Here is a 21,626-nt window from a genome sequence, read left to right on the forward strand (position 1 = left end):
TTCGGCCCGGGGGTGCGTTCTGCGATCAGACCTTGATGAGGCGGGAGTGGATCTCCGGTCCGAGGTCGCGGAGCACCTGGGAGACCAGCCCGTCGGCGCGCACGGTCACCACGGTGAGGCCCTGCGCCCGGTAGGCGGCGGCCAGGGCGTTCTGCGGGTCGTCGACGACGCCCGTCACCGCCTCCGTGATGCGGTTCACCACCGGGCGGAGGTCGCGGTGGGCCTCCTGAACGCTCCGGTCGCCCTTCCTCAGGTCGGCCAGGAGGTAGAAGCGCAGGGACTGGCCGACGGCCTGCCGGGCCAGCGCGTGCAGCTGCCGCTCGCAGCCGCACTCCGGCGGCAGGATCACCAGGAGGGCGGGGCGGAGGGTCTCGGCGGGGCGGGAGGTGGCGTTCACCACGACCCGGACGTCCGGCAGGGAGCCGCCGACCGAGCCCACGGCGGCGGTGGGGGAGGCCAGCGGCGCCGCGGGGCTCTGCGGCAGGGGCCGGGGGCCGAAGAAGGTGATGAGGACGCCGCTGACGAGAGCCAGCACCACGGTGAGGGCCAGGACCGGCAGGGCGAGCCCGTGCCGGGTGAGCGGGCGCAGCAGGCGGCGCAGGCGCTCCCTGCGCCGCTTCTCCTTCTCCTCGCGCCGCCACGCGGCCACGTCGGCGTCCAGCTCGCGCGCGTCGTCCGGGACCACCACGTCCACGCGGGGAAGGCCGTAGTCGTCGTCACCGCCATGTCTCATGCCGCACCTCGCCTCCGGCGGCCGTACCCGATTCCCAGTATGGTCCGCTCCGCGCCGAAGGCCACGTCCAGGGCCGAGAAAATCAGCGTTCTTCCGGAAGGCGTGAACAGAGTGAGAAGGGGCGTTTCTCCTTGTTGCCGGTAGGTTGCAGAGATGTTGCCCCTGGGTAGAACAATGAGCTCAGGGGCGGTGCTTGCACCGGTCGGAGGGTTTGTCAAGACCCCAATTACTGGCGTGACCTGCGGAAATGTACGCTTGTCCGGTACGCAGGGTGAGCGGAGCGTGGTATCCTAGTCCCTAGCGGAAGGGGTACTTGTCACATGACTTTCACGGTCGGCGACACTGTCGTCTACCCCCACCATGGGGCTGCTCGGATCGAAGCCATCGAGACTCGCACCATCAAGGGTGAGGACAAGACCTACCTGGTGCTGAAGGTCGACAAGGGAGACCTTACAGTACGCGTCCCCGCAGACAACGCCGAGCTGGTGGGTGTCCGGGATGTGGTCGGCCAGGAAGGCCTGGAGAAGGTGTTCGAGGTGCTGCGGGCGCCCTACACCGAGGAACCCACCAACTGGTCTCGGCGTTACAAGGCGAACCTGGAGAAGCTGGCCTCCGGTGACGTCAACAAGGTCGCCGAGGTCGTTCGCGACCTCTGGCGGCGCGACAAGGAGCGCGGCCTGTCGGCCGGCGAGAAGCGCATGCTCGCCAAGGCCCGGCAGATCCTCGTCAGCGAGCTCGCACTCGCTGAGAAGACCAACGAGGACAAGGCCGAGGCTCTGCTGGACGAGGTGCTCGCCGGCTGATCCTCTTCACCGGGAGGTCTTCCCCGGGTCGTGGGCTTTAATACCCCACATGACACAGATGCATCCACGGGTGGGCGTCGGTACCGACGTCCACCCGTTCGCTTCCGGCCGCCCGCTCTGGGTGGCCGGGCTGCAGTGGCCCGGTGAGGGCGACGGCATCGAAGGCCATTCCGACGGCGACGTGGCCGCCCACGCCGCCTGCGACGCGCTGCTGAGCGCCGCGGGGCTGGGCGACCTGGGCGCCGTCTTCGGCACGGCCGACCCCCGCTGGCACGGGGCGTCCGGCGCGGTGCTGCTCACCGAGGTGCACCGGCTGGTGCGCGAGGCCGGGTACGAGATCGGCAACGTCGCGATCCAGGTGATCGGCAACCGCCCCAAGATCGGCAAGCGGCGCGGCGAGGCGGAGAGGACGCTCAGCGCCGTGCTCGACGGGGCGCCCGTCAGCCTCTCGGCCACCACCACCGACGGTCTCGGCCTGACCGGGCGGGGCGAGGGCATCGCCGCCGTCGCCACCGCACTGATCTTCCCCCGCTGAGGCCCGGTCAGCCCTTCTCGGGCGGGACGGGACCGCTGCGCAGCGTGCCGGACGGGGGATTGCGCTCGGGGGAGTAGGTCGCCCAGTCCTCGAGGGTCTCCTCGCCGTCTTCCGTGCCGTCCTCCTGCGCGCGGGCCTCTTCGGGCTCGGGGCGTCCGGGGAGGGGGAACTCCGGCACGGTCGTCGCGGCAGGGGCCTCCTCGTCCGGCTCGTCCGGTTCGGGGGCGGGCTTCTTCTCGGGCCGGCCGACCAGCTTCACGTCCGTCGGCAGGGTCGGGGACGGGCGTACCGGGCGTTCCTCCTCCTCCGGCGGTTCCGGCAGGGCCTGCCGGGCCTCGCGGGCACCGTCGGGCCACGGGGTGTCCCACGGGCCGGGGTCGGGCTCGGGCTCGGGTTCGGCGGGCTCCCGGTAGGCCTCGGGGAGGTCCTCGGCGGTCGGCAGCGGCAGCGGGTCCGTCTGCTGTTCCGGACGGTCCTCGTCGCGGTTCTCGGCGGCCGGGCCGGGGATCGGCTCGGGCGTGTCGTCGGCCTTCCTGGTGCTGGAGGGCCGGTGCCGGCCGGACCGCCGCCCGGCGCGCCGCTGCGCGCCGTCCCGCAGCTGCCGGAACATCGACACCCACAACCAGATCGCCAGCAGCGCCGCCACCCACGGGGCCGACGCCACCCCCGCCTCCAGCGCGGTGCCCCGGACCGGCTCGAAACCGTCGAGCGCGTGCTGCACCGAGGCGGCGATCCCGCCCGCGACCAGGGCGAGCAGCACCAGCCAGCGCACCCAGCGCACCCACCAGGGCGAGTGGCGGGCGACGAAGACCGCCAGCAGGGCGACCGCGACCAGACCGTCGTAGACCACCGGGTAGTACCGGCCGAACCGGTCGGCGTTGCCGCCCTCCAGTCCCGCCAGGGCCAGCAGGCGCAGGGCGTCGTAGGAGAGCACGAACGCCCCGGCGGTGAGCCCGGCGGCGGCCAGGAAGCCGATCACGGTGAAGGCGCGCTGCGAACGGGAGGGAGCGGGATTCATGACGCCTCGGGGGAAGACGAACGTATGGAAGATCCATCTTCCCCTTCCAAGCACCACTTATGCGTCACTTGCCGACAACTGCCTCAACGCCATCACCGGGGCCCCGGTGCCTAGTAGCCTTGCGTCTCGTGAGTCTGCGCCTTTATGACACCAGTACGCGTACCGTCCGGGAGTTCGAGCCGCTGCGGCCGGGTCGGGTCGGGCTGTACGTGTGCGGGGCCACGCCGCAGGCCGCGCCGCACATCGGCCACCTGCGCTCCGGAGTGATCTACGACCTGCTGGTGCGGTGGCTGCGGCGCTCGGGGTACGAGGTGACGTTCGCGCGCAACGTCACGGACGTCGACGACAAGATCATCGCGGTGGCGCAGGAGTCCGGCGTGCCGTGGTTCGCGGTGGCCGAGGCCAACCAGCGGATCTTCAACCGCGGCTACGGGGTGCTCGGCTGCCTGGACCCGACGATCGAGCCGCGGGCCACGGGGCACGTGCCCGAGATGATCGTGCTGATGAGAAGGCTGATCGACAAGGGCCACGCCTACAACGCCGGCGACGACGTGTACTTCGACGTGAAGTCGTGGGCGGAGCACTACGGGCGGCTGTCCAACCAGAAGCTCGAGAACATGCGCTCGGCAGGGGACACCCCCAACGAGGACCTCAAGCGCGACCCGCGGGACTTCGCCCTGTGGAAGGGCGCCAAGCCGGGCGAGCCGAGCTGGGAGACGCCCTGGGGCCCCGGACGGCCCGGCTGGCACCTGGAGTGCTCGGCGATGGCCACCAGGTACCTCGGCGAGACGTTCGACATCCACGGCGGCGGCGTCGACCTGATCTTCCCCCACCACGAGAACGAGATCGCCCAGTCCCAGGCGGCCGGAGACGGTTTCGCCCGGTACTGGATGCACAACGGGCTGCTCACCATCGACGGCGAGAAGATGAGCAAGTCCCTCGGCAACGTGGTGTACCTGGACGACCTGCTGGCCCGGGTCCGTCCCGTCGAGGCTCGGTACTACCTGGCGTCGGCGCACTACCGCTCGATCATCGACTTCACGCCCGGCGCCCTGGACGACGCGGCCGCCGCCTACCAGCGGATCGAGGGCTTCCTGGTGCGGGCCGGGGAGGCGCTCGGCGAGGTCAAGCCGTCCGCGGACCTGCCCCGCGCGTTCATCGAGGCGCTCGACGACGACCTGGGCGTCCCGCAGGCGCTCGCCGTCGTGCACGAGACCGTCCGGGCCGGCAACAGCTCCCTGGCGTCCGGCGACCAGGCGGCGGCGCGGGAGGCCGCTGCGTCGGTGCGGGCGATGACGGGCGTGCTGGGGCTCGACCCGCCGTCCACCGGGGGAGGCGACGACCTGCGTCCGGTGGTGGAGGCGCTCGTCAAGGTCGCGCTGGAGCAGCGGCAGGCGGCGCGGGCGCGCAAGGACTGGGCGGCCGCCGACGCGATCCGCGACGGGCTGGCCGAGGCCGGGATCGTGGTGGAGGACACACCGCAGGGACCGAGGTTCGACATCCGGCGGGGTTGATCCCGTCCGGCGGGGGCGCGCGGGCCTATACCCTGGAGAGACGGTTTTTTCCAGGGAGGGGCAGCCGGATGACCAAAAAGGGCAAGAAAGGCCCGAGCGTCACCGCCAAGGCCGAGGACAGGCACTGGCACGGCAAGCGCGTCAAGGCGCGTGCCGCCAAGAACGCGTCCCGTACCGGCAGCAAGACCCTGGGACCGCGCAAGCCCGGCGCGCCGCGCGCGGGCTCCGCGCAGAGCCGTCCGGAGCGCCCCGCCGCCGCCCGGCGCCCCGACGCGCCCGAGCTCGTCCACGGCCGCAACCCGGTCCTGGAGGCGCTGCGCGAGGGCGTGCCCGGCACCACGCTGTACTACATGGCCGACAGCGACGAGCGCACCCGCGAGGCCATCAAGATCGCCGCCGACCGCGGCATCCCGCTGCTGGAGTGCGGCAAGCCCGAGCTGGACCGCCTGACCGACCGCGCCGTCCACCAGGGCCTGGCCCTGCAGGTGAAGCCGTACCGCTACGCCCACCCCGACGACCTCCTGCAGGGCACCGCCCCGCTGATCGTCGCCCTCGACGGCGTCACCGACGCCCGCAACCTCGGCGCGATCGTCCGCTCCGCCGCGGCCTTCGGCGCCAGCGGCATCCTGCTGCCCGAACGCCGCAGCGCCGGCGTCAACGCGGGCGCCTGGAAGACCAGCGCCGGCACCCTGGCCAACCTCCCGGTCGCCCGCTGCACCAACCTCACCCGCCAGCTCAAGGCATACCAGGACGCCGGCTGCTTCGTCGCGGGCCTCGACGCCCACGGCGGCCACTCCATCGCCGACATCCCCGCCGCCGACGGCCCCTTCGTCCTGGTCGTGGGCTCCGAGGGCAAGGGCCTCAGCCGCCTGGTCACCGACCACTGCGACCTCCTGGCCCACATCCCCATGTTCGGCCACGCCGAGTCCCTCAACGCCGGGGTCGCCGCCGGAATCGCCCTCTACGAACTGGCCCGCCAGCGCCACACCTGATTTCCGGCTACCATGCCCCTGTGGCTTCTCCGCCTCGTTAGCTCAGCCGGCCAGAGCAGCTGTCTTGTAAACAGCAGGTCATCGGTTCGAATCCGATACGGGGCTCCACGTCGAAGGCCCTCCGCGCATCCGCGGAGGGCCTTTGTGTTCATACCGGCGCTCGCGTTCCGGCCGTTCCGTCCGGAGCGGCGCCGTGCCGCTTTTCGAGGTGGCCGAGCGTGCCGGAGCGGCGGCGCGAGACCGTTTCGGTCAGGGAGAGACGTACCTGTGACGGTCACGTACGGCGACGTCGGGGTTCGGCTTCGGGAAAGTCACCGCAGCTCCGTGTCCTCGTGGTCGGGCGCGGGTCCCTCCGGGCGCCGGGATGGAAGGCCGCGGGCGAACACGAGGCCGAGGACGGCGATGCCTCCGGCGCCGAGGATGGCGGTCTTGAGGCCGGTGAGCTGGGCTGAGGAGTACTGCTCCACGAGGGCGTCGGCTTCGGCCGACGGGATCCCGGCTTCGGCGAGGGCGACGCGCACCTCACCGGAGGGCACGAAGGAGATACCGGATTGCAGGGCGACTCCCGCCTGCTCCTTGACGGCGGCCGACACACGTGGGTCGTCGGCTACCCGGTAGGTGAACGCCGCGGCGAGGGCGCTGATGACCAGGGCGCCCATGAACGCCGTGCCGAGCGCCGAGCCCAGGTTCTGGGAGGTGTACTGGAGGCTGCCGGCCTCGCTGCGCTCCCTTTCCTCGACGCTGGATTGCACGACGTTGCCCAGCTGGGAGGCCAGCAGGCCCATGCCCAGGCCGAGTACCGCCATCGCCGTCAGGAAGGAGGGGTCGTCGATCCGGGGGTCGATGGTGGTGAGCAGCCACAGGATCGCGATGAGCAGGACCGCGAATCCGGCTCGGACCACGGTTCGGGGCGAGGCCATCCGGGACAGCGCGGGTCCGCTCAACGACGCCAGCAGCATGGTGGCCGACACGGGGAGCAGCCGCAGCCCCGTCTGGAACGCGTCCAGGCCCTGGACGACCTGGAGGTAGAGCGGAATGGCGAAGAACAGGCCGAGAAGGATGGTGTTCTGGCCGAGAAGCACCGCCAGTCCCGAACGCAGAGGCGCGATGCCGAAGAGCTCGAAGCGGATGAGCGGATCGCGGCCGTGCTCCTCACGGTGCCGTTCCCATGCCCGGAAGCACCACAGCAGAAGGGCTCCCGCCCCGATCACGAACACCGTGAGCGAGAATCCGAAGACCGTGACCGGTGAGTTGCGCGGTTGGAGGAAACCCCAGGAGCTGCTCTGCAGGACGCCCAGGACGACCAGTGCCAGCCCGGCGGCCGACAGCACCGCGCCGACGGTGTCGAAGGCCACGCGGCGGCCGGAAGGAGGATCTCGCTCGACCCAGCGGAGTACCGCCAGCATGGCGACGACGAGGACGACCTCCCCGACGAAGACCAGCCGCCAGGTCAGGTAGGAGGTCAGCCATCCGCCGAGCAGCGGGCCGACCGCGATGCCCGCCCCGGCCAGGCCGCCGATGACACCGTAGGCGACGACGCGGTCCCGGCCCTGGTAGGCCCCGGCCACCAGAGCGGCGAGGGCGGGCAGGACCATCGCCGCGCCGAGCCCCTCGATGACCGACCAGCCGAGTGCCAGCATCCACAGGGTGGGCGCGACCGCGGTCAGCGCGGATCCCGCGCCGTACACGGCCAGGCCGATGCCGAACAGGCGCCGCCGCCCGAACATGTCCCCGAGCCTGCCACCGGTGATCATGAAAGCGGCCATGACCAGGGAGTACAGGGTGATGACGGCCTGGATCGCGGTGACCTCGGTGTCGAAGTCCTCGACCAGCCGGCTGATCGACACGTTCATCACCGAGGTGTCCAGCACCATCAGGAACTGGGCGGTTCCCAGCACGACCAGCGGCTTCCACCGGCCCATCTCGCCTCCCGGCCGATCTTCCTGCATCGCGGCAGTACGTAAAGAGATATGACGACCAGGAGTTGTCATGTCAGGCTCCGGGCGGGAAGCCGTCCCTTGCCGCTCGGCGAGGAACTCCCGGAAGCGCGGTGTCCGTGACGCGCCCTCGGCGGTCTGCTCAGGCGGCGAGCACCTGTTCCTTGGCCCGCTGGTACTCCTCTTCCGTGATCTCGTGGTGGTTCTTGAGGTCGGCGAGTGTGGCCAGCGCGTCGGCGTGATTCGACGGTGTGCTCTCCGCCGCGAGGTGGCGCGTATAGGTCTTGAGGGCGATGCGCCGCTCCCGTTCCATCTCGCGTTCGGCCATGCCGCCTCCACGGGCGAGGATGTAGACGAAGACGCCGAGGAACGGCAGCACGATCACCAGGAGCGTCCAACCCGCCTTGCCCCAGCCGCCGAGGTCGTGGCTGCGGAAGATATCGGCGAAGACCCTGAAGAGAATGGTCAGCCAGATGATCCACAGAAAGAAGACGAACATGGTCCAGAAGATCTCGAGAAAGGGGTAATCATCCATAAGATGAAGTCCTATCTTATTGTGATCGATATCGGGAACTTTCCATCGATCATTTCTCCTTAAGGATTCTGTAGATATGGATTTCGTTCATTGAACGAACCGTTGGAGAGGGCGGGTGCGGTCTGTTCGGCGAGACCCGGGCGGTAGGCCGGCAGGGCCCGGACGGTGGGGCGGATCGGCGGGTCCGGCGTCGTCCGGAGGTCGGGTCGAGGGCCGCCGCGAGAAGTGCGCCGGAGTCGAAGGTGCCGGGATCCTGGCGTTCGGGTCGTGATCGAAGCGGTGACCGCGCGGTACTGGAGGGATTCCCCGGCAAGGCTGGCCAGAATTCGGATGTGTTCAACCGTAGTGCTTTGTTTAAGGAGAATTTGCGGAAGAGCGGTTGATGTCTGGTTTATTGAGGCTGTTGGTCCAGAAGTAGCTGTTTGTATCCTCTATGTGGAGATTTCTTGGGGTATTAGTTGATGCGGGCGGCCGTGCGTCCACACCGGTTCGGAGGAACGCGTATGAGTGATCTGATCGCAGTCGCCCATCCTGATCTCGCCACCGCGCGACAGGCCCGTGAGCACGGCATCGAACTCCACCGGACCGGGGACGGAGATACGGGGATCGGCTCTCTTGGCGGCGCCAGTTGATCCACATGTCCCTTTCGGGTGAGGACGAGCAGGCACTTCGAAGCGCTGTGCGCGCGGCCCGGGCAAACGCGCCGGTCTGACAGAACAAGGAAAACGAGATGTTCGGACGCAACAAGTCCGGTACCGCTCCGGCGGTCACCGAGACATACCAGATGCAGCAGAAGATGCTCTCGTTCGGCGATGATTTCTGGATCGAGAACGGCGTCGGGCAGCGCGTCTTCCGCGTCAACGGCAAGACCCTGCGGCTGCGCAAGACCTTCAGGCTGGAAGCCGCCGACGGTTATGAACTGCTCGATATCCACAGCAAGTTCCTGCGGCTGCGGCAGACCTTCGTCATCGAGCGGAAAGGGGAGACCGTCGCGACCCTGAGCAAGGCGCTGATCGGGATCCGCGACCGGTTCACCGTGAACATCGCCGATGGCGAGGATCTGCACATCCGCGGAAACGTGGTCGACCACGACTACGCGATCAGCCGGGACGGCGTCGACATCGCCAGGGTCTCCAAACGGTGGGTGCGCGCCCGTGACACCTATGGTGTCTCGATCGCCTCCGGCGAAGACGTTCCGCTGCTGCTGGCCATCGCCGTGTGCATCGACGCGATCAGCCACGCCGGCCGCTGAGGGGAGGAGACACCCGCTCTCCGAGACGAAGGCCCTCCACGTGGTCGCGGAGGGCCGTTGCCGACGGCGGGCCGTCCGCCCCGCCACGACTGTGATCAAGGGTTGCCCTCGCGGCCCGGCCTCAGGCCGGGAGATCGTTTTCACCGGATCTGTGAACCGCCCGCCCGGCTCGAAGGCGTTCCGGCCGCCTTGGCCATGTCTTCGGTCCGGAATGCGGTGAAAGCTCCTTCCGAGGCGTTCTCTCCGTGGAGTCCGCCGAACAGATCGAGCGTTTGATCGGCCATGAACTGTCCGCAGCGCAGAGCTCGGTGATCCAGGACGGCGGAGTGCTCGTCCGGCCCTTCTCGTCATCAAAGAGGGCGACACGGCGAACGGACCCACCGCGACTCCCTCTCGAGGCGTGCTCCCGCTCCGGCCTCCCCGTGCATGCGGGAAGAAACGAGTGCGATTGGATCGTGGAAGCCGGGTTCCGAAGTTCCCGCCCACAGCCGACCGAAGGGAAGGCCGGGCACGGGCCTGAGCGGCGCTGCAGGGCCGACACCCCCGACGACCAGTGGAATACAGGGCCCGTCGGCCTGGGCGCCCGTGCTCAGAAGACCGGTGAGTCCTTTTCCAGGGCTCGGCTCACCTCTGTGGATCGCGGTGAAGCCGTCCTTGCCCTCATGCCGCGGCGAACACGACGGGCAGGAACAGCCAGAGCACGGGAAACACCAGCGGGGCGAGGAGCCAGCGCGACCGTGCGCGCAAGCCGAGCAGCACGCGGAACATCGCGACACCGGCGATGCCGGGGACGGTGACCAGGAAAAGAAACCACAGTCCGAGGTCCAGATCCTCGCCGAGCATCGCGGCGGAGGATCCCGAGAGGAGTGCCATCATCGGCCACATCAGACCGAACCCGAGCACTCCCAGGGCGAGCACGGCGAGGAACGCATCGCTCAGCCACTTATTGAACGTGTTCAACACGCCCTGAGGCTACTGCACGACGCCGAAGTGCCGGTGCGCTGGCGGCTGCGGAATGTTCCTTTTCCTGCGGCGTTCCCCGCAGGTCAGTCCTTGAAGTAGACCCACTGGTGGGTGGAGGCGAGGAGGGTGCCGGTGCGGGACCAGAGGCGGGCCGACTGGTCGAAGTAGCCGCGGGAGAACCGGTGGGTGCGGGCGGTGCCCAGGACGTGGCCGTCGGGGAGGGACTGGAGTTCGGCGGCGTCGGTGTGGAAGTAGATGGTGAGGGAGACGGTGCCCGCGGCCATGTAGCGGCCCTGGCGGAGGAAGACGCGGGGGTAGAAGGCGTCGCAGAGGGCCGTGAGGGCGGGGAAGTCCAGGGGGCGGGGCGGGGTTTCGCGCATCCAGAGGGTGCTGGTGGAGTCGGGGTGCTCGCCGTCGCCTTCCTGGGGGATGGGGCCTTCGACGAAGCGCATCTCGTAGTTGCGGGCCCACCGGATGAAGTCCGGGAAGCCTCCGGCGGGGACGGTCTCGGGGGCGGGGGCCTGCGGCATGTCGGCTTCGGTGTCGGACCAGGTGTCGCGGCGGGTGCCGAAGACGGCGGTGGCGGTGGTGGTGACGACGCCGTCCTGGGCCAGTTCGAGGATCCAGTGCTGGGTGGTGCGGTTCGTGCGGACGGGGCGGGCGGTGATGTCGAAGTCGCCGTCGGCCACGGGGCCCGCGTAGTTGACGGTGAGGGACAGCGGGTCGCCTAGGCGGTCGGGGTGCTGCAGGACGGCCTGGAGGAGGGCGGCGGCGGTGACGCCGCCGAAGGGGCCGACCATGTTCGCGTAGCCCGGGTGGGTCCGGCCGCGCAGGAGGCCGTCGGCGGCGGGGGTGAGGGTGACGGCCGTGTCGAACGGGTGCGGAAGGGCGTCGATCTCGGTCACGCTGTCTCCTTACGGCGGGACGGATTCCGGTGCGCACCGGAAGTATGTATGACACCCTACATAGAAACAGCGGCAGGGGAGCGGGCGGTATGGGAAGAAGGCCGGACCCGAACGGGCCACGGAAGGCGATGATCCGCAGCGCGATCGAGCTGATCCGCCGGCGCGGCGTGGCCGCGACCTCGTTCGCGGACGTGCTGGCCGACAGCGGCGCGCCGCGCGGCTCGGTCTACCACCACTTCCCCGGCGGCAAGCCCCAGCTCGTCGAGGAGGCCACCCGCGGCGCCGCCGAACACCTGAGCGCCGGGATGGCCCGGGTGCTGGAGGCCTCGGACGCGCCGGGCGCCCTGCGCGCGCTGGCCGGCCTGTGGCGGCGCGGCCTCGAGGCGGGCGACTACGCCGTCGGCTGCCCGATCGTCGCGGCGGCCCTGGGCACCGAGCGTTGCGCCCGCGACGTCGCGGGAACGGCGTTCGAGACCTGGCGCGACCTGATCGCCGACAGGCTCGTCGCCGACGGGGCCGAGCGGCGGCGGGCCCGCTCCGTCGCGATGCTCGTCGTCGGCGGCCTCGAAGGCGCGCTCGTCATCGCCCAGGCCCAGCGCACCTCGGCCCCCCTCGACGAGGCGGTCGAGGAGCTGAGCATCCTGTGCCGCTCGGTGACCGGATCCCCGAACCCGACGGTTCCGGCGGACGAACGGTGAACTCCCGCGGCCACGGGACGTCCTGCCGGGGGAGCAAGCCGCCTTCGAAGCACAGGAAGCGTCAGGCGGCGGGGTCGACGGCGCGGAGCCTGCGTTGCAGGTGGGTGCGTTCGGGTGCCGTGCCGGCCAGGGCGAGGGCCTGGCGGTAGGCGGCCGCGGCTTCGGGGAGGCGGCCCAGGCGGTGGAGGAGGTCGGCGCGGGCCGCGTGGTACGGGTGGTGGGCGCGGAGCTCGTCCTCGTCGGCCAGGGCGTCCAGGAGGAGCAGGGCGGGTTCGGGGCCGTCGCGCATGGCCAGGGCCGCGGCGCGGTTCAGGGCGATCAGAGGGGAGGGGGTGAGGGTGAGGAGGACGTCGTAGAGGGCGACGATCTGGGGCCAGTCGGTGGTGGCGAAGGTGGGGGCCTCGGCGTGGAGGGCGGCGATCGCGGCCTGGACGGCGTAGGGGCCGGGCGGGCCGCCCGCGAGCGCGGCGGGCAGGAGGGGGAGCGCCTCCTCGATGAGGGGGCGGTCCCACCGGGCGCGGTCCTGGACGGCCAGGAGGACGAGGTCGCCGTTCGGGGCGGTGCGGGCGGCGCGGCGGGCGTGGGTCAGGAGCATCAGGGCCAGGAGGCCGGTCGTCTCCCGTGCGGCGGGCAGGAGGCGGTGCAGGACGCGGGTCAGGCGGATGGCCTCCTCGGCCAGGTCGGGACGCTGGAGGTCGGGTCCCGAGCTGGCGCTGTAGCCCTCGTTGAAGAGGGAGTACAGGGTCTGGAGCACGCCCGGGAGGCGGGCGGGCAGCTCGTGGGGCTCGGGGACGCGGAAGGGGATGCGCGCTTCGCGGATCTTCTTCTTCGCGCGGACGATGCGTTGCGCCATCGTCGTCTGGGGGACGAGGTAGGCGCGGGCGACCTCGGGCGTGGTCAGCCCGGCGAGGCAGCGCAGCGTCAGGGCGCCGCGCGCCTCCGGGGGCAGGGCCGGGTGGGCGCAGGTGAAGAACAGCTGCAGGCGCTCGTCGGGGATGTCGGCGCCGTCGTCCGCGGGTGGCGGGGCGGCGCGGTCGGTCTCGGCCTGCAGGACGGCCAGCCGGGCGGCGTACGCCTGGTCGCGGCGCAGCCGGTCGACGGCCTTGCGGCGCGCCGTGGTCAGCAGCCAGGCGCCGGGCCGGTCGGGGACGCCCTGGACGGGCCAGTGCACGAGTGCGGCCTCGAGGGCCTCGGAGGCCACCTCTTCGGCGAGGTCGAGGTCGCCGAAGCGGCGGACGAGGACGGCGAGGAGGCGGCCGTGCTCCTCACGGAAGACCGATTCGACGGCTCCGGCCGCCTCCCCGCGCATCGCCTCAGGCCCCGAAGTCGGCGACCGGGCGGACCACGACGCTGCCGCCGCCGCGCGCGCCCGGGCAGCGGGCCGCCCAGTCCAGCGCGACGTCGAGGTCGGGGACGTCGATGACGTAGAAGCCGCCGAGCACCTCGCGGGTCTCGGCGAACGGCCCGTCGACGACGGTGCGCTCACCGTCGGCGGCGACCCGGACGGTGGTGGCGGTGACGAGGTCGGCCAGCGACTCGCCCGACACGAAGATCCCGGCGTCCTGCACCGACTTGTCGTACTCCATCCAGTCCTGGACGGTGCAGCCTTCGGCGCCGCCCTCCGCGTTGACCGCACCGGCGTGGATCAGCAGCATGTACTTCAAGGTTCGGACTCCTGTCGTCTCTTGCTCCGTGCGGCGAGGCGCCGCACACCATGACGACGTACGCGATGCGCCCGGATCGACAACGCCCCCGGATTTTTTCGGGACACCCCGAAACGGTCAGGATACGTGGGAGCCCCCACGGGACCCGCCGGGAGGAAGATTCCGCTCGTCCCGCCGCAACGGGAATGAGGGGCTCCGGTACCGCCCTGGCCGGGATCTTCGGAAAGGCTGTTCATTGACGGACTTATCCACAGCTGTGGACGGAGTTGTGGACGGCCGGGGACCTCGACGGAAAGGCGAGAGCCTGGAGAGGCAGGTGACTTCGGCGGTGCATGAGATCTGCGGAGTATCCGGTGGCGTCGTCACGCCGGACGGGCACCGCCGGGAGCGCCGGAGTTTCAAGGGAGGGTCGGGGAGGCCGCGTGTCGGGTCCGGGTTCGGTAGGTCATCGGCATGAGTAAGGAATAACCGGAGGCCGGGGAGAGGCGGGATCCGCGTTAGATGTGGGCGGCTTTCGAGAGGACGTCTGGGAGGACTGGCCATGGAGTGGATGCCGCCGATGGGGGATTACCGGAGCGTGCCGGCGCGGCCGCGGTGGGACGGGCCGGGGTGGGGGACCGTGGTGCTCGCCGGAGTGGTGGTGGCGGGGATGGGCTGGGCCGTGCTCGCGGAGCGGGGTGAGGGCGACGCGCCGGCGGCGGCGGTCGGGGCGGTGCCGGGCGGGAACGGGGCGGCGGCCGTCGTGCTCGGCGGGGAGCGGGGACGGGAGCGGGAGGCGCGGCGGGTGCCGGTCGCCTGGGTGCGCAAGACGGGGGCCGGGGAGAGGCCGGACGCCGGGGAGGCGACGCGGGCGGCCGATTCCGCGCCGAGGCGGGTGAAGGCCGCGCCGCGGAAGCGGGTCGAGCCGAAGCGCCGGGCGGCGGAGCCGGTGCGGCGGGCCGAACCGGCTCGGGCCGTGCGGTACGCGAAGGCGGACGCTCACCGGCGGGTCTTCAGGGCCGTGCCGCCGGTGGGGCCGCGGAGCGCCGGGGATCCGGTGGCGAACGCGTTGTCAGGGCTCGTGGGACGGGAGTGCGAGCGGCAGGCGGCCGGGGCGGGGCTCTTCTGCGCCGCGGTGATGGAGCGGGTCTTCGCGGATCAGGCCCACGGCGGGCGGTAGGACTCGTCGTGCGGGTCGACGTCCGGCCCCGCCGGCGCATGGACGGACGGGCGGGGCTCCTCGGGAGCCGGAGGCGCCGAGGGGATCGCCGCCGGAGGGTCGTTCATGCCCATGAGGGCGCCCACCGGTTCGCCGTCGAAGGGGTCGTCCCGGCGGGAGTTGCGGCGGGAGCGCCAGGCCAGGCCGAGGCCGGCGGTGACGAGGACGGTCCCCCCGGCGAGGATGATGATGACGAAGCCGGAGAAGCCCTCTTCCTTCTTCTCCTTCTCCTTCCGGGCCTCCTCGGCCGCCGTGGCCCTGGCGGAGTCCGGTGCGGACTTCGCGGGCACGGGCGGGGGCTCGGCGGTCGGGTCCGTGGCCGCCTGCTCGGCGGGCGAGAGGATCACCGAGTCCGTCGACTCGGCGATGCGGTGGGCGGCCAGCAGCGCCTTCCACGCGTGGACCACGCCCGAGCCGACCTGGTCGTTGCGGCCGGAGGCGGGCCGGTGGGTGGTGCCGCGTTCGAGCGCGTCCTTGATCTGGGCGGGGGTCAGGTCGGGGTAGCGGGCGCGGATGAGCGCGGCGACGCCGGTGACGATGGCGGCGGAGGCGCTGGTGCCGTCGTCGGTGGCGTAGGCGTTGTCCGGCTGGGTGGTGACGATGCCGACGCCGGGCGCCGCCACGGAGATCCACGGGTTGTGGTTGCTGGACTTCCAGTGCTTGAACGACTTGTCCACCGCGCCCACGGCGATGACGTTGTCGTAGGCGGCGGGGAAGTTGCGGCGGTTCTCGTCGGCCCCGTCGTTGCCCATGGACGCGATGACGACGACGCCCTTGGAGGCGGCGTAGTCGATGGCCTCCTGCTCGGTCTCGCTGCCGGTGTAGTCGGCCTTGCCGCCGCCGAGGGACATGTTGATGACCTTGGCGCCGTTGTCGACGGCGTGGCGGATGCCCTTGGCCATCGCGTCCTTGTTCATCTCCAGGAACTGCTTCTTGTTCCGGGCGGGGTCCTTGTTCTCCCAGGTCACCTTGAGGGAGAGGATCCTCGCGCCGGGCGCGACGCCCATGACGCCGTCGCCGCGGTTCGCGCCGTGGCCGCGCCCGGCGATGATGCCGGCCATCGCGGTGCCGTGCAGCGCCCAGTACCTGCTGTCCGGAGGGGTGCTGCGCCCGGTGTAGTCGGGCCCGGTGATGACCTTGCCCTTGAGGTCGGGGTGGGTGGGGTCGACGCCGGTGTCCAGGACCGCGACGGTCACGCCCGCGCCCCTGGAGTACTTCCAGGTCTTGTTGAGCTGCAGGTTCTTGTGGATCCACTGCATGTCGCGGATCTGGTCGGCGTGGGCGGCCGCCGGTACCAGCACTCCGGGGGTGCAGGCGAGAAGGGCGAGGATGGGCAGTGCCGCGCGCGCCCGCATGCGGACCTCCTCATTCATCGTGGATGGGACATTGTGCCATGGGCGTCGGGAGCTCCCCGCGTCCGGCCGCTCACCGAGAGTCCTCCACCCGGGAGAAGATCTCGCAGAGGTCGCCGGAGTCCAGGGGCTCGGCGCAGACGCCTTCGGTGAAGGCCGTGAGCAGCCTGGCGAACTCCCTGCGGTCGGCCTCGGGCCAGGTCCGCATCACCCTGGAGACGTAGGCGTTGCGGTGCTCGTCGGCGGATTCCAGCACCCGCAGGCCGGTCTCGGTCAGCTGGAGGTCGGCCCGCCGCGCGTCGGAGGTGGACGGGCGGCGCGTGACGAAGCCCGCGTCGATGGCGTGCCCGACGAGCCGGGACGCGGTCGAGGGGTCGATCTCCAGCCGTTCGGCGACGGCTCCGACCGTGACTTCGCCGCCGCACGCGCCGAGCCGTCCGACGGCGGTGACGACCATGAGGTTGGACAGCTGGAGCGGGCGGCTCCCCGGCGTCTGCTCCCCGACCTTGCGCACCAGATCGGGGCGGGCCCAGACCCGGCGCAGCCGCAGCAGGGAGCTCCCGATCCGGGAGGGCACGGAATCGTCGGCGGAGGTCTGCATCAGGCCTTCCCGAGGGTCGGGGGCCGCGCCGGACGGGAGGGGGCACGGCAGGTCTTCACCTGCACGCTACAGGCGTCTCCCCGTTTCGCGCACGGGCCCCGGGACGCGGCGGACGTCCCGTCCGGGATCACGTTAATCGTTTTCCTCCCGGGCGCGTTCCGTCACCTGTCCATTCATGATCTCTTTTCACCGTCATATTTCTTCGCAAACCATGATCGGATGCGAAAAGCGGTGACTTCGTCGACACGCTCCGCAGAGCAGCAGGTCAGCGCCTCGCGGCCGGTACGGATGTGAGCGAAGTGACAGCCGGGAAACGGGCGGGAAGAGGGAAGCCGGGGAAGGGGGAAAACCGGGGGGCCACCGGGTGGATAACCGCGTAGATGGACGGCCGGAATGGCAGCCAGGTGTCAGATGGGCCCGCTAGAGTGATGCGCCAAACCCGGACGACGGGCTCACAACCCCATGGAAAGGGACCCCCGATGAACGCGGCCGATGTTCCCGAAGAAGATCCCGCGTCCGGCGCGGCCGGCGCCGATCAGGACGACCCGCGTGCCTTCCCCTCAGACCTCCTGTCCGACCGGGACCGCAAGATCCTCGCCTTCGAGCGGCAGTGGTGGAAGCACGCGGGCGCCAAGGAGCAGGCGATCCGCGAGGCCTTCGAGATGTCCTCGACCCGCTACTACCAGTTGCTCAACCTCGTCATCGACCGGCCGGAGGCGCTCGCCCACGACCCCATGCTGGTCAAGCGCCTGCGCAAGGTGCGGGCGCAGCGCCAGCGGCAGCGCGCCGCGCGCCGTTTCGGCTTCAACCCCTGAATCCGCCGGACAGGGGCGGCTCCCGGACCTCCGGGGAAGGCGGGTGTTCCCGCTTCGCCGCGGCCGCCCGGCCTTCTTGAGAGACTGGGAGGCGTGACCGTACTCGCGCCGCTCCTCAAAGACCCCGGCAAGGCGCTCGTCGCCCTCGACTTCGACGGCACTCTCGCGCCCATCGTCCCCGATCCCGCGCAGGCCAGGGCGCTGCCCGAGGTGGCACCCGTGCTGGCGAGGCTGGCTCCCGTCCTGCGCTCCATCGTCATCATCACCGGACGCCCGGCGGCGCTGGCCGTCGAGTACGGCGGCCTCGCCGGCGTCCGCAACCTCACGGTCCTGGGCCAGTACGGGCTGGAGCGCTGGTCGGAGGGCGGGCTGGTGAGCCCGCCCGAGCACCCGGGCGTGACCGAGGCCCGCCGCAAGCTGCCCCTCCTGCTGGAGCGCGCCCCCGAAGGCGTGCACCTGGAGGACAAGGGGCACGCCCTGGCGGTGCACACCCGCCGGGCGGCCGAGCCGGAGGTGGCGCTGGAGCGGCTGCGCTCGATCGTCGCCGCGCTGGCCGAGCGCACCGGCCTGGTCGTCGAGCCGGGGCGGCTGGTGCTGGAGCTGCGTCCGCCGGGCATGGACAAGGGCAGGGCGCTCACCGCGTTCGCCGCCGAGGTGGGGGCGGGCTCCGTCCTGGTCGCCGGCGACGACCTGGGCGACCTGGCGGCCTTCGACGCCGCCGACGCCCTGGGCGTGCCCGCGGTGAAGGTCTGCAGCGGCTCGGACGAGGTCACCGCGCTGGCCGAGCGCGCCGACATCGTGGTCGACGGGCCGCGCGGCGTGGTGGCACTGCTGGGCGAACTCGCCGACGCCGTGACCTGAAGAAATTTCATGAACTAGCCACCGGGCGGTCGGTGGTTCTATGGTTTCGGCCACACTGGAGACCATTGACCGATCGACGACCTGGGGGTGCCATGCCCGAGGCGGAGCCGCTGCGGCCGGGCGATCCGGTGCGGCTCGGTCCCTACCGTCTGCTCGGCAGGCTCGGCGAGGGCGGCCAGGGCGTGGTCTACCTGGCGCTGGCCGGGCCGGGCCGGCAGGTGGCGCTCAAGCTGCTGCACACCCGCCTCACCGGCAACCCCCAGGCCCGCCACGCGTTCGCGCGGGAACTGGCCGCGGCGCAGAAGGTCGACCCGTTCTGCACCGCCCGGGTGCTCGCCGCCGACGTGGAGGGCGACGTCCCCTACATCGTCAGCGAGTACATCCACGGGCTGTCCCTCAAGCGGATGGTGGAGAAGTGGGGGCCGCGCAAGGACACCCAGCTCCACCGGCTGGCCATCGGGACGGCCACCGCGCTGGCCGCCATCCACAAGGTCGGGGTGGTGCACCGCGACTTCAAGCCGTCCAACGTGCTGCTGGGCCCCGACGGGCCGCGCGTCATCGACTTCGGCGTGGCCCGCGCCATGGACCTGATGACCGCCCCGTCCAGCGGCGGGCCGATCGGCACCCCCGCCTACATGGCGCCCGAGCAGTTCTCCAACACCCCCGCGGACACCTCCGCGGACGTGTTCGCGTGGGCCTCCACCCTCGTCTACGCCTCCTGCGGCGAGCCGCCGTTCGGCGACGACTCCATCTCGACGGTCATCAACCGCATCCTGCACGTCGACCCGGACCTCGGCGGCCTCACCGGCGGCCTGCGCGAGCTGGCCGCGGCCTGCCTGGTCAAGGATCCGAGGAGCCGACCGACCGCCGAGCAGCTCGTGCTCGACCTCATCGGATCGGGCGGGCAGGAGCGGGAGCTGCCCGTCCCGCCGCCGCCCGTGTCCCTCACGCCTTCGGCGTCCCCGGCGCCCCCGGTGTCCCAGGTGCCCGCGGTGCGGCCGCCCGCCGGATCCGCCGCGCAGCCGACGGTGTCCCGCGCCGAGATCCGGGCGGTGCAGCGGGCGCAGCGGCGCGGCGGCAGGGCCAAGGCGGGACTCCTCCTGCTGGCGGGCGCGCTGTCCGGGGCGCTGGCGCTCGGCGCGGTCATGGCCTGGCCGTCCGGGGGCGAGCAGAACCCGCGGCCGGGGCGGACGGCGGCGGGCACCGCCCCCGCCGAGGCGATGCCGAAGCTCGGCCCGGTGATGGAGCTGAGCTCCACCGACGGTTACGGCTACACGCTCGCCGCCGTGAAGGGCGGCACCGAGGAGATCGGCGGGGACGAGTACGCCTACATCGACTACATGATTGCCAACGTCCAGGAGCAGCCGGTTCCGCTGGAGAAGCCCGGCGACCTCTTCCTCTCCCGGGACAAGGCGCCCGAGGGCGTGCCGTGCGCCCCCCAGCCCGGCGCGCCCGCCGACCGCTGCACGGTCGGGAACGCCACCACCGTCCGCGCGGTCCTGGGCGACTCCCAGCCGATCATGATGATCGACGGCGAGGAGCACATGGCGGCCGGATCGTCCTACCTCCTGCGGGTGCGCACCCTGGATCCCGTCGCGAAGGGGCTCACCGAGGCGGACCTGGGGCTGTACGTCTGGGAAGTTCGCTTCGTCGCCGACCGGATGGCACGGCATCTTGAGTTCCCCGAATAACCCTGGCCGCACCCGGCCAGACGGTCCGGCTTACGCGCACCCCCGCCGGGCGAATATTCCGGGCATGGAAGACCTCCTGCCCGCCGATCCCGAGGCGATCGGCCCCTACGGGCTGCTGGCCCGGCTGGGGCGCGGTCCCAAGGGCGTGGTCTACCTGGGCGAGCGCGAAGGCGGGCTGGCGGCGGTGAAGCTGCTGCACGCCGGGTTCGGCGGCGCGCACTGGCTGCGCACGCGGTTCGCCCAGGAGCTGGCCGCCGCCCAGCGCGTGGAGGACCCCGGCGTGGCCCGGGTGCTCGGCGCCGGCCTGGAGCGCGGCGTGCCCTGGGTGGCCTCGGAGTACGTGCGCGGCCTGTCGCTGCGCGACGTGGTCGAGGGCGCGGGGCCGCGGACGGGACCGCCCCTGGACCGGCTGGCCATCGGGACGGCCGGGGCGCTGTGGGCGATGCACCGCGCCGGGGTGATCCACCGGGACCTCGGGCCCGGCAACGTGCTGCTCGACTCCGGCGGCCCCCGCGTGATCGACTTCGGCTACGGCCCGGCGCTGGACGCGGTCGGCGGGCGCGGCATGCCGGGCGGCCCGGCGTTCCGCGCGCCCGAGCAGGTGTCCGGGGCGGAGATCGGCTCGGCCGTGGACGTGTGGGGCTGGGCCTGCCTGGTGGCGTACGCGGCCACCGGGAGACCGCCGTTCGGCGGCGGTCCCGCCGCCGAGGTGGTCGAGCGCATCCTGCACGGCGAACCCGACCTCGCCGGGTTCGAGGGCCTGGACGGCAGGCTGCGCCACCTGGTGGAGGACTGCCTGGCCAAGTCGCCGCGGGAACGCCCCTCGGCCCAGCGGCTGCTGCTGGAGCTGAACGGCACGACCGCGCCGTCCGCGCGCTCCTGGCCGTCCCTGCCGGTGATGCGGGTACCGCCGCGGCGGCCGCAGCCGAAGGTCGAGCCGATCCACCCGCACCTGGGCCTGAACGGCATGCCGACGATGCCGCTGCGCCCGCTGCTGGTCGCCGCCTCGGCGATGATCCTGGTGGTGTTCGGCGGCGCGGTGGTCACCTGGAACGACGACCGCCAGGAGGTCGTCACACAGCAGGCCGCGGCGGCCTCGCAGGCGGCGCCCGTGGAGCTCAACGGCCCCTACCGCATCAAGGCGCTGCGCGGCGGGACGTCCGGGACGCGGGCCTTCATCGAGTACGAGCTGGCCAACACCGCCCGCAGGCCGGTGACGCTGGAGACGCCGGGCGAGCTGCTCATCCGCTCCGAGGCGCTGCCGGCGGCGGTCAGGGCCCGGTGCCAGCCGGTGCGGGGCATGTGCGCGCTGCGCACCGGCACCGTGGTGGTCGACCGGCTGAAGGACACGCCCGTCCCCGGGGTGGGGGAGAACGGCTCCCTGACCATGCCGCCGAAGGCCAGGTACGTGCTGCGGGTCTCCACCGCCGAGTCCGTCGGCGCGGAGCTGGCCCAGCACGACCTCGGCCTGTACGTGCTGGACCCGAAGTTCAGTGAGAAGGCGCTGACCCTGCCCTTCAAGCGGGTCAAGCGGGCTTCGGAGTGAGAACCGCCCGGGG

At 71.6% G+C, this 21,626-nt stretch carries 22 protein-coding genes and 1 tRNA gene; 13 read left to right on the top strand and 10 right to left on the bottom strand.

The genetic code is table 11. From position 1 onward, the window contains the following. Positions 1-25 precede the first annotated feature (25 nt). Positions 26-733 carry a hypothetical protein gene (locus C2865_RS06725; protein WP_157963593.1) on the bottom strand — a complete coding sequence of 236 codons (708 nt, stop codon included), beginning with the start codon at positions 731-733 and terminating at the stop codon, positions 26-28. Positions 734-1,053: 320 nt separating this feature from the next. Between C2865_RS06725 and C2865_RS06730 the strand changes: the two genes are divergently transcribed. After that, positions 1,054-1,536, top strand: a complete 483-nt coding sequence (locus tag C2865_RS06730) for a CarD family transcriptional regulator (protein WP_106397345.1) — start codon at positions 1,054-1,056, stop codon at positions 1,534-1,536. A gap of 49 nt (positions 1,537-1,585) precedes the next feature. Next, positions 1,586-2,071 carry a 2-C-methyl-D-erythritol 2,4-cyclodiphosphate synthase gene (gene ispF, locus C2865_RS06735; RefSeq protein WP_198653000.1) on the top strand — a complete coding sequence of 162 codons (486 nt, stop codon included), beginning with the start codon at positions 1,586-1,588 and terminating at the stop codon, positions 2,069-2,071. Between the two features lie 7 nt (positions 2,072-2,078). On the opposite strand, the gene C2865_RS06740 is transcribed toward ispF, so the two are convergent. Beyond that, positions 2,079-3,089, bottom strand: coding sequence for an MFS transporter (locus C2865_RS06740; protein WP_106397347.1), 1,011 nt, complete (start codon positions 3,087-3,089; stop codon positions 2,079-2,081). Between the two features lie 128 nt (positions 3,090-3,217). Between C2865_RS06740 and cysS the strand changes: the two genes are divergently transcribed. The 3 genes from cysS (at position 3,218) to C2865_RS06755 (ending at position 5,703) form a co-directional block, all read left to right on the top strand. Continuing rightward, the gene (gene cysS / locus C2865_RS06745; RefSeq protein ID WP_106397348.1) at positions 3,218-4,603 is read left to right on the top strand and encodes a cysteine--tRNA ligase; all 1,386 of its coding nucleotides are present in this window, start codon (positions 3,218-3,220) and stop codon (positions 4,601-4,603) included. 68 nt (positions 4,604-4,671) lie between these two features. After that, positions 4,672-5,595: a 23S rRNA (guanosine(2251)-2'-O)-methyltransferase RlmB gene (gene rlmB, locus C2865_RS06750; RefSeq protein WP_106397349.1), complete on the top strand. Its 924-nt coding sequence runs from the start codon at positions 4,672-4,674 to the stop codon at positions 5,593-5,595. Between the two features lie 31 nt (positions 5,596-5,626). Then, positions 5,627-5,703 (top strand) — tRNA-Thr (locus C2865_RS06755). 203 nt (positions 5,704-5,906) lie between these two features. On the opposite strand, the gene C2865_RS06760 is transcribed toward C2865_RS06755, so the two are convergent. Next, positions 5,907-7,517 carry an MFS transporter gene (locus C2865_RS06760; protein WP_106397350.1) on the bottom strand — a complete coding sequence of 537 codons (1,611 nt, stop codon included), beginning with the start codon at positions 7,515-7,517 and terminating at the stop codon, positions 5,907-5,909. Positions 7,518-7,674: 157 nt separating this feature from the next. Then, positions 7,675-8,031 carry an SHOCT domain-containing protein gene (locus C2865_RS06765; RefSeq protein WP_232835404.1) on the bottom strand — a complete coding sequence of 119 codons (357 nt, stop codon included), beginning with the start codon at positions 8,029-8,031 and terminating at the stop codon, positions 7,675-7,677. Positions 8,032-8,570: 539 nt separating this feature from the next. Between C2865_RS06765 and C2865_RS41335 the strand changes: the two genes are divergently transcribed. Together C2865_RS41335 and C2865_RS06770 are read left to right on the top strand one after the other, a co-directional pair. Next, positions 8,571-8,699, top strand: a complete 129-nt coding sequence (locus tag C2865_RS41335) for a hypothetical protein (RefSeq protein WP_269802693.1) — start codon at positions 8,571-8,573, stop codon at positions 8,697-8,699. A gap of 98 nt (positions 8,700-8,797) precedes the next feature. Then, positions 8,798-9,319, top strand: coding sequence for an LURP-one-related/scramblase family protein (locus C2865_RS06770; protein WP_198653009.1), 522 nt, complete (start codon positions 8,798-8,800; stop codon positions 9,317-9,319). A 660-nt stretch (positions 9,320-9,979) separates the two neighbouring features. Here C2865_RS06770 and C2865_RS06775 read toward each other — a convergent pair. Continuing rightward, entirely contained in the window at positions 9,980-10,282 is a 303-nt protein-coding gene (locus C2865_RS06775; protein WP_157963594.1) for a hypothetical protein, read from the bottom strand. A gap of 83 nt (positions 10,283-10,365) precedes the next feature. After that, complete coding sequence (locus C2865_RS06780) at positions 10,366-11,187, bottom strand: acyl-CoA thioesterase (RefSeq protein WP_106397353.1); 822 nt, start codon at positions 11,185-11,187, stop codon at positions 10,366-10,368. Between the two features lie 128 nt (positions 11,188-11,315). Here C2865_RS06780 and C2865_RS06785 point away from each other — a divergent pair, with 128 nt between their 5' ends. Then, positions 11,316-11,885 carry a TetR/AcrR family transcriptional regulator gene (locus C2865_RS06785; protein ID WP_198653011.1) on the top strand — a complete coding sequence of 190 codons (570 nt, stop codon included), beginning with the start codon at positions 11,316-11,318 and terminating at the stop codon, positions 11,883-11,885. A gap of 61 nt (positions 11,886-11,946) precedes the next feature. Here the strand turns inward: C2865_RS06785 and C2865_RS06790 are convergent, their stop codons facing one another. Next, entirely contained in the window at positions 11,947-13,194 is a 1,248-nt protein-coding gene (locus tag C2865_RS06790) for an RNA polymerase sigma factor (protein ID WP_106397355.1), read from the bottom strand. A gap of 4 nt (positions 13,195-13,198) precedes the next feature. Beyond that, positions 13,199-13,540, bottom strand: coding sequence for a YciI family protein (locus C2865_RS06795; RefSeq protein WP_232835432.1), 342 nt, complete (start codon positions 13,538-13,540; stop codon positions 13,199-13,201). Positions 13,541-14,108: 568 nt separating this feature from the next. On the opposite strand from C2865_RS06795, the gene C2865_RS06800 reads away from it, so the two are divergent. Then, positions 14,109-14,708 carry a hypothetical protein gene (locus tag C2865_RS06800; RefSeq protein WP_157963595.1) on the top strand — a complete coding sequence of 200 codons (600 nt, stop codon included), beginning with the start codon at positions 14,109-14,111 and terminating at the stop codon, positions 14,706-14,708. Here C2865_RS06800 and mycP read toward each other — a convergent pair. Together mycP and C2865_RS06810 are read right to left on the bottom strand one after the other, a co-directional pair. Further along, positions 14,687-16,102 (bottom strand): type VII secretion-associated serine protease mycosin, encoded by a 1,416-nt coding sequence (mycP, locus tag C2865_RS06805; protein ID WP_157963596.1) that lies wholly within the window; start codon positions 16,100-16,102, stop codon positions 14,687-14,689. The two genes, C2865_RS06800 and mycP, sit on opposite strands and share 22 nt — an antisense overlap. Positions 16,103-16,172: 70 nt before the next feature. Next, a complete protein-coding gene (locus C2865_RS06810) occupies positions 16,173-16,700 on the bottom strand; it encodes a MarR family winged helix-turn-helix transcriptional regulator (protein WP_106397359.1) in 528 nt (175 codons plus the stop codon). Positions 16,701-17,179: 479 nt separating this feature from the next. Here C2865_RS06810 and C2865_RS06815 point away from each other — a divergent pair, with 479 nt between their 5' ends. The 4 genes from C2865_RS06815 (at position 17,180) to C2865_RS06830 (ending at position 21,613) form a co-directional block, all read left to right on the top strand. Continuing rightward, on the top strand, positions 17,180-17,515 hold the full coding sequence (locus C2865_RS06815; RefSeq protein ID WP_106397360.1) for a DUF3263 domain-containing protein: 336 nt from the start codon (positions 17,180-17,182) through the stop codon (positions 17,513-17,515). A gap of 93 nt (positions 17,516-17,608) precedes the next feature. Further along, on the top strand, positions 17,609-18,376 hold the full coding sequence (otsB, locus tag C2865_RS06820) for a trehalose-phosphatase (protein WP_232835405.1): 768 nt from the start codon (positions 17,609-17,611) through the stop codon (positions 18,374-18,376). Positions 18,377-18,468: 92 nt separating this feature from the next. After that, positions 18,469-20,067 (top strand): serine/threonine protein kinase, encoded by a 1,599-nt coding sequence (locus C2865_RS06825; RefSeq protein WP_106397362.1) that lies wholly within the window; start codon positions 18,469-18,471, stop codon positions 20,065-20,067. Between the two features lie 64 nt (positions 20,068-20,131). Next, entirely contained in the window at positions 20,132-21,613 is a 1,482-nt protein-coding gene (locus tag C2865_RS06830; RefSeq protein WP_106397363.1) for a serine/threonine protein kinase, read from the top strand. The last annotated feature ends 13 nt before the right edge of the window (positions 21,614-21,626 follow it).

It is taken from the genome of Actinocorallia populi, from assembly GCF_002995495.1.
GTDB lineage: Bacteria > Actinomycetota > Actinomycetes > Streptosporangiales > Streptosporangiaceae > Actinocorallia > Actinocorallia populi.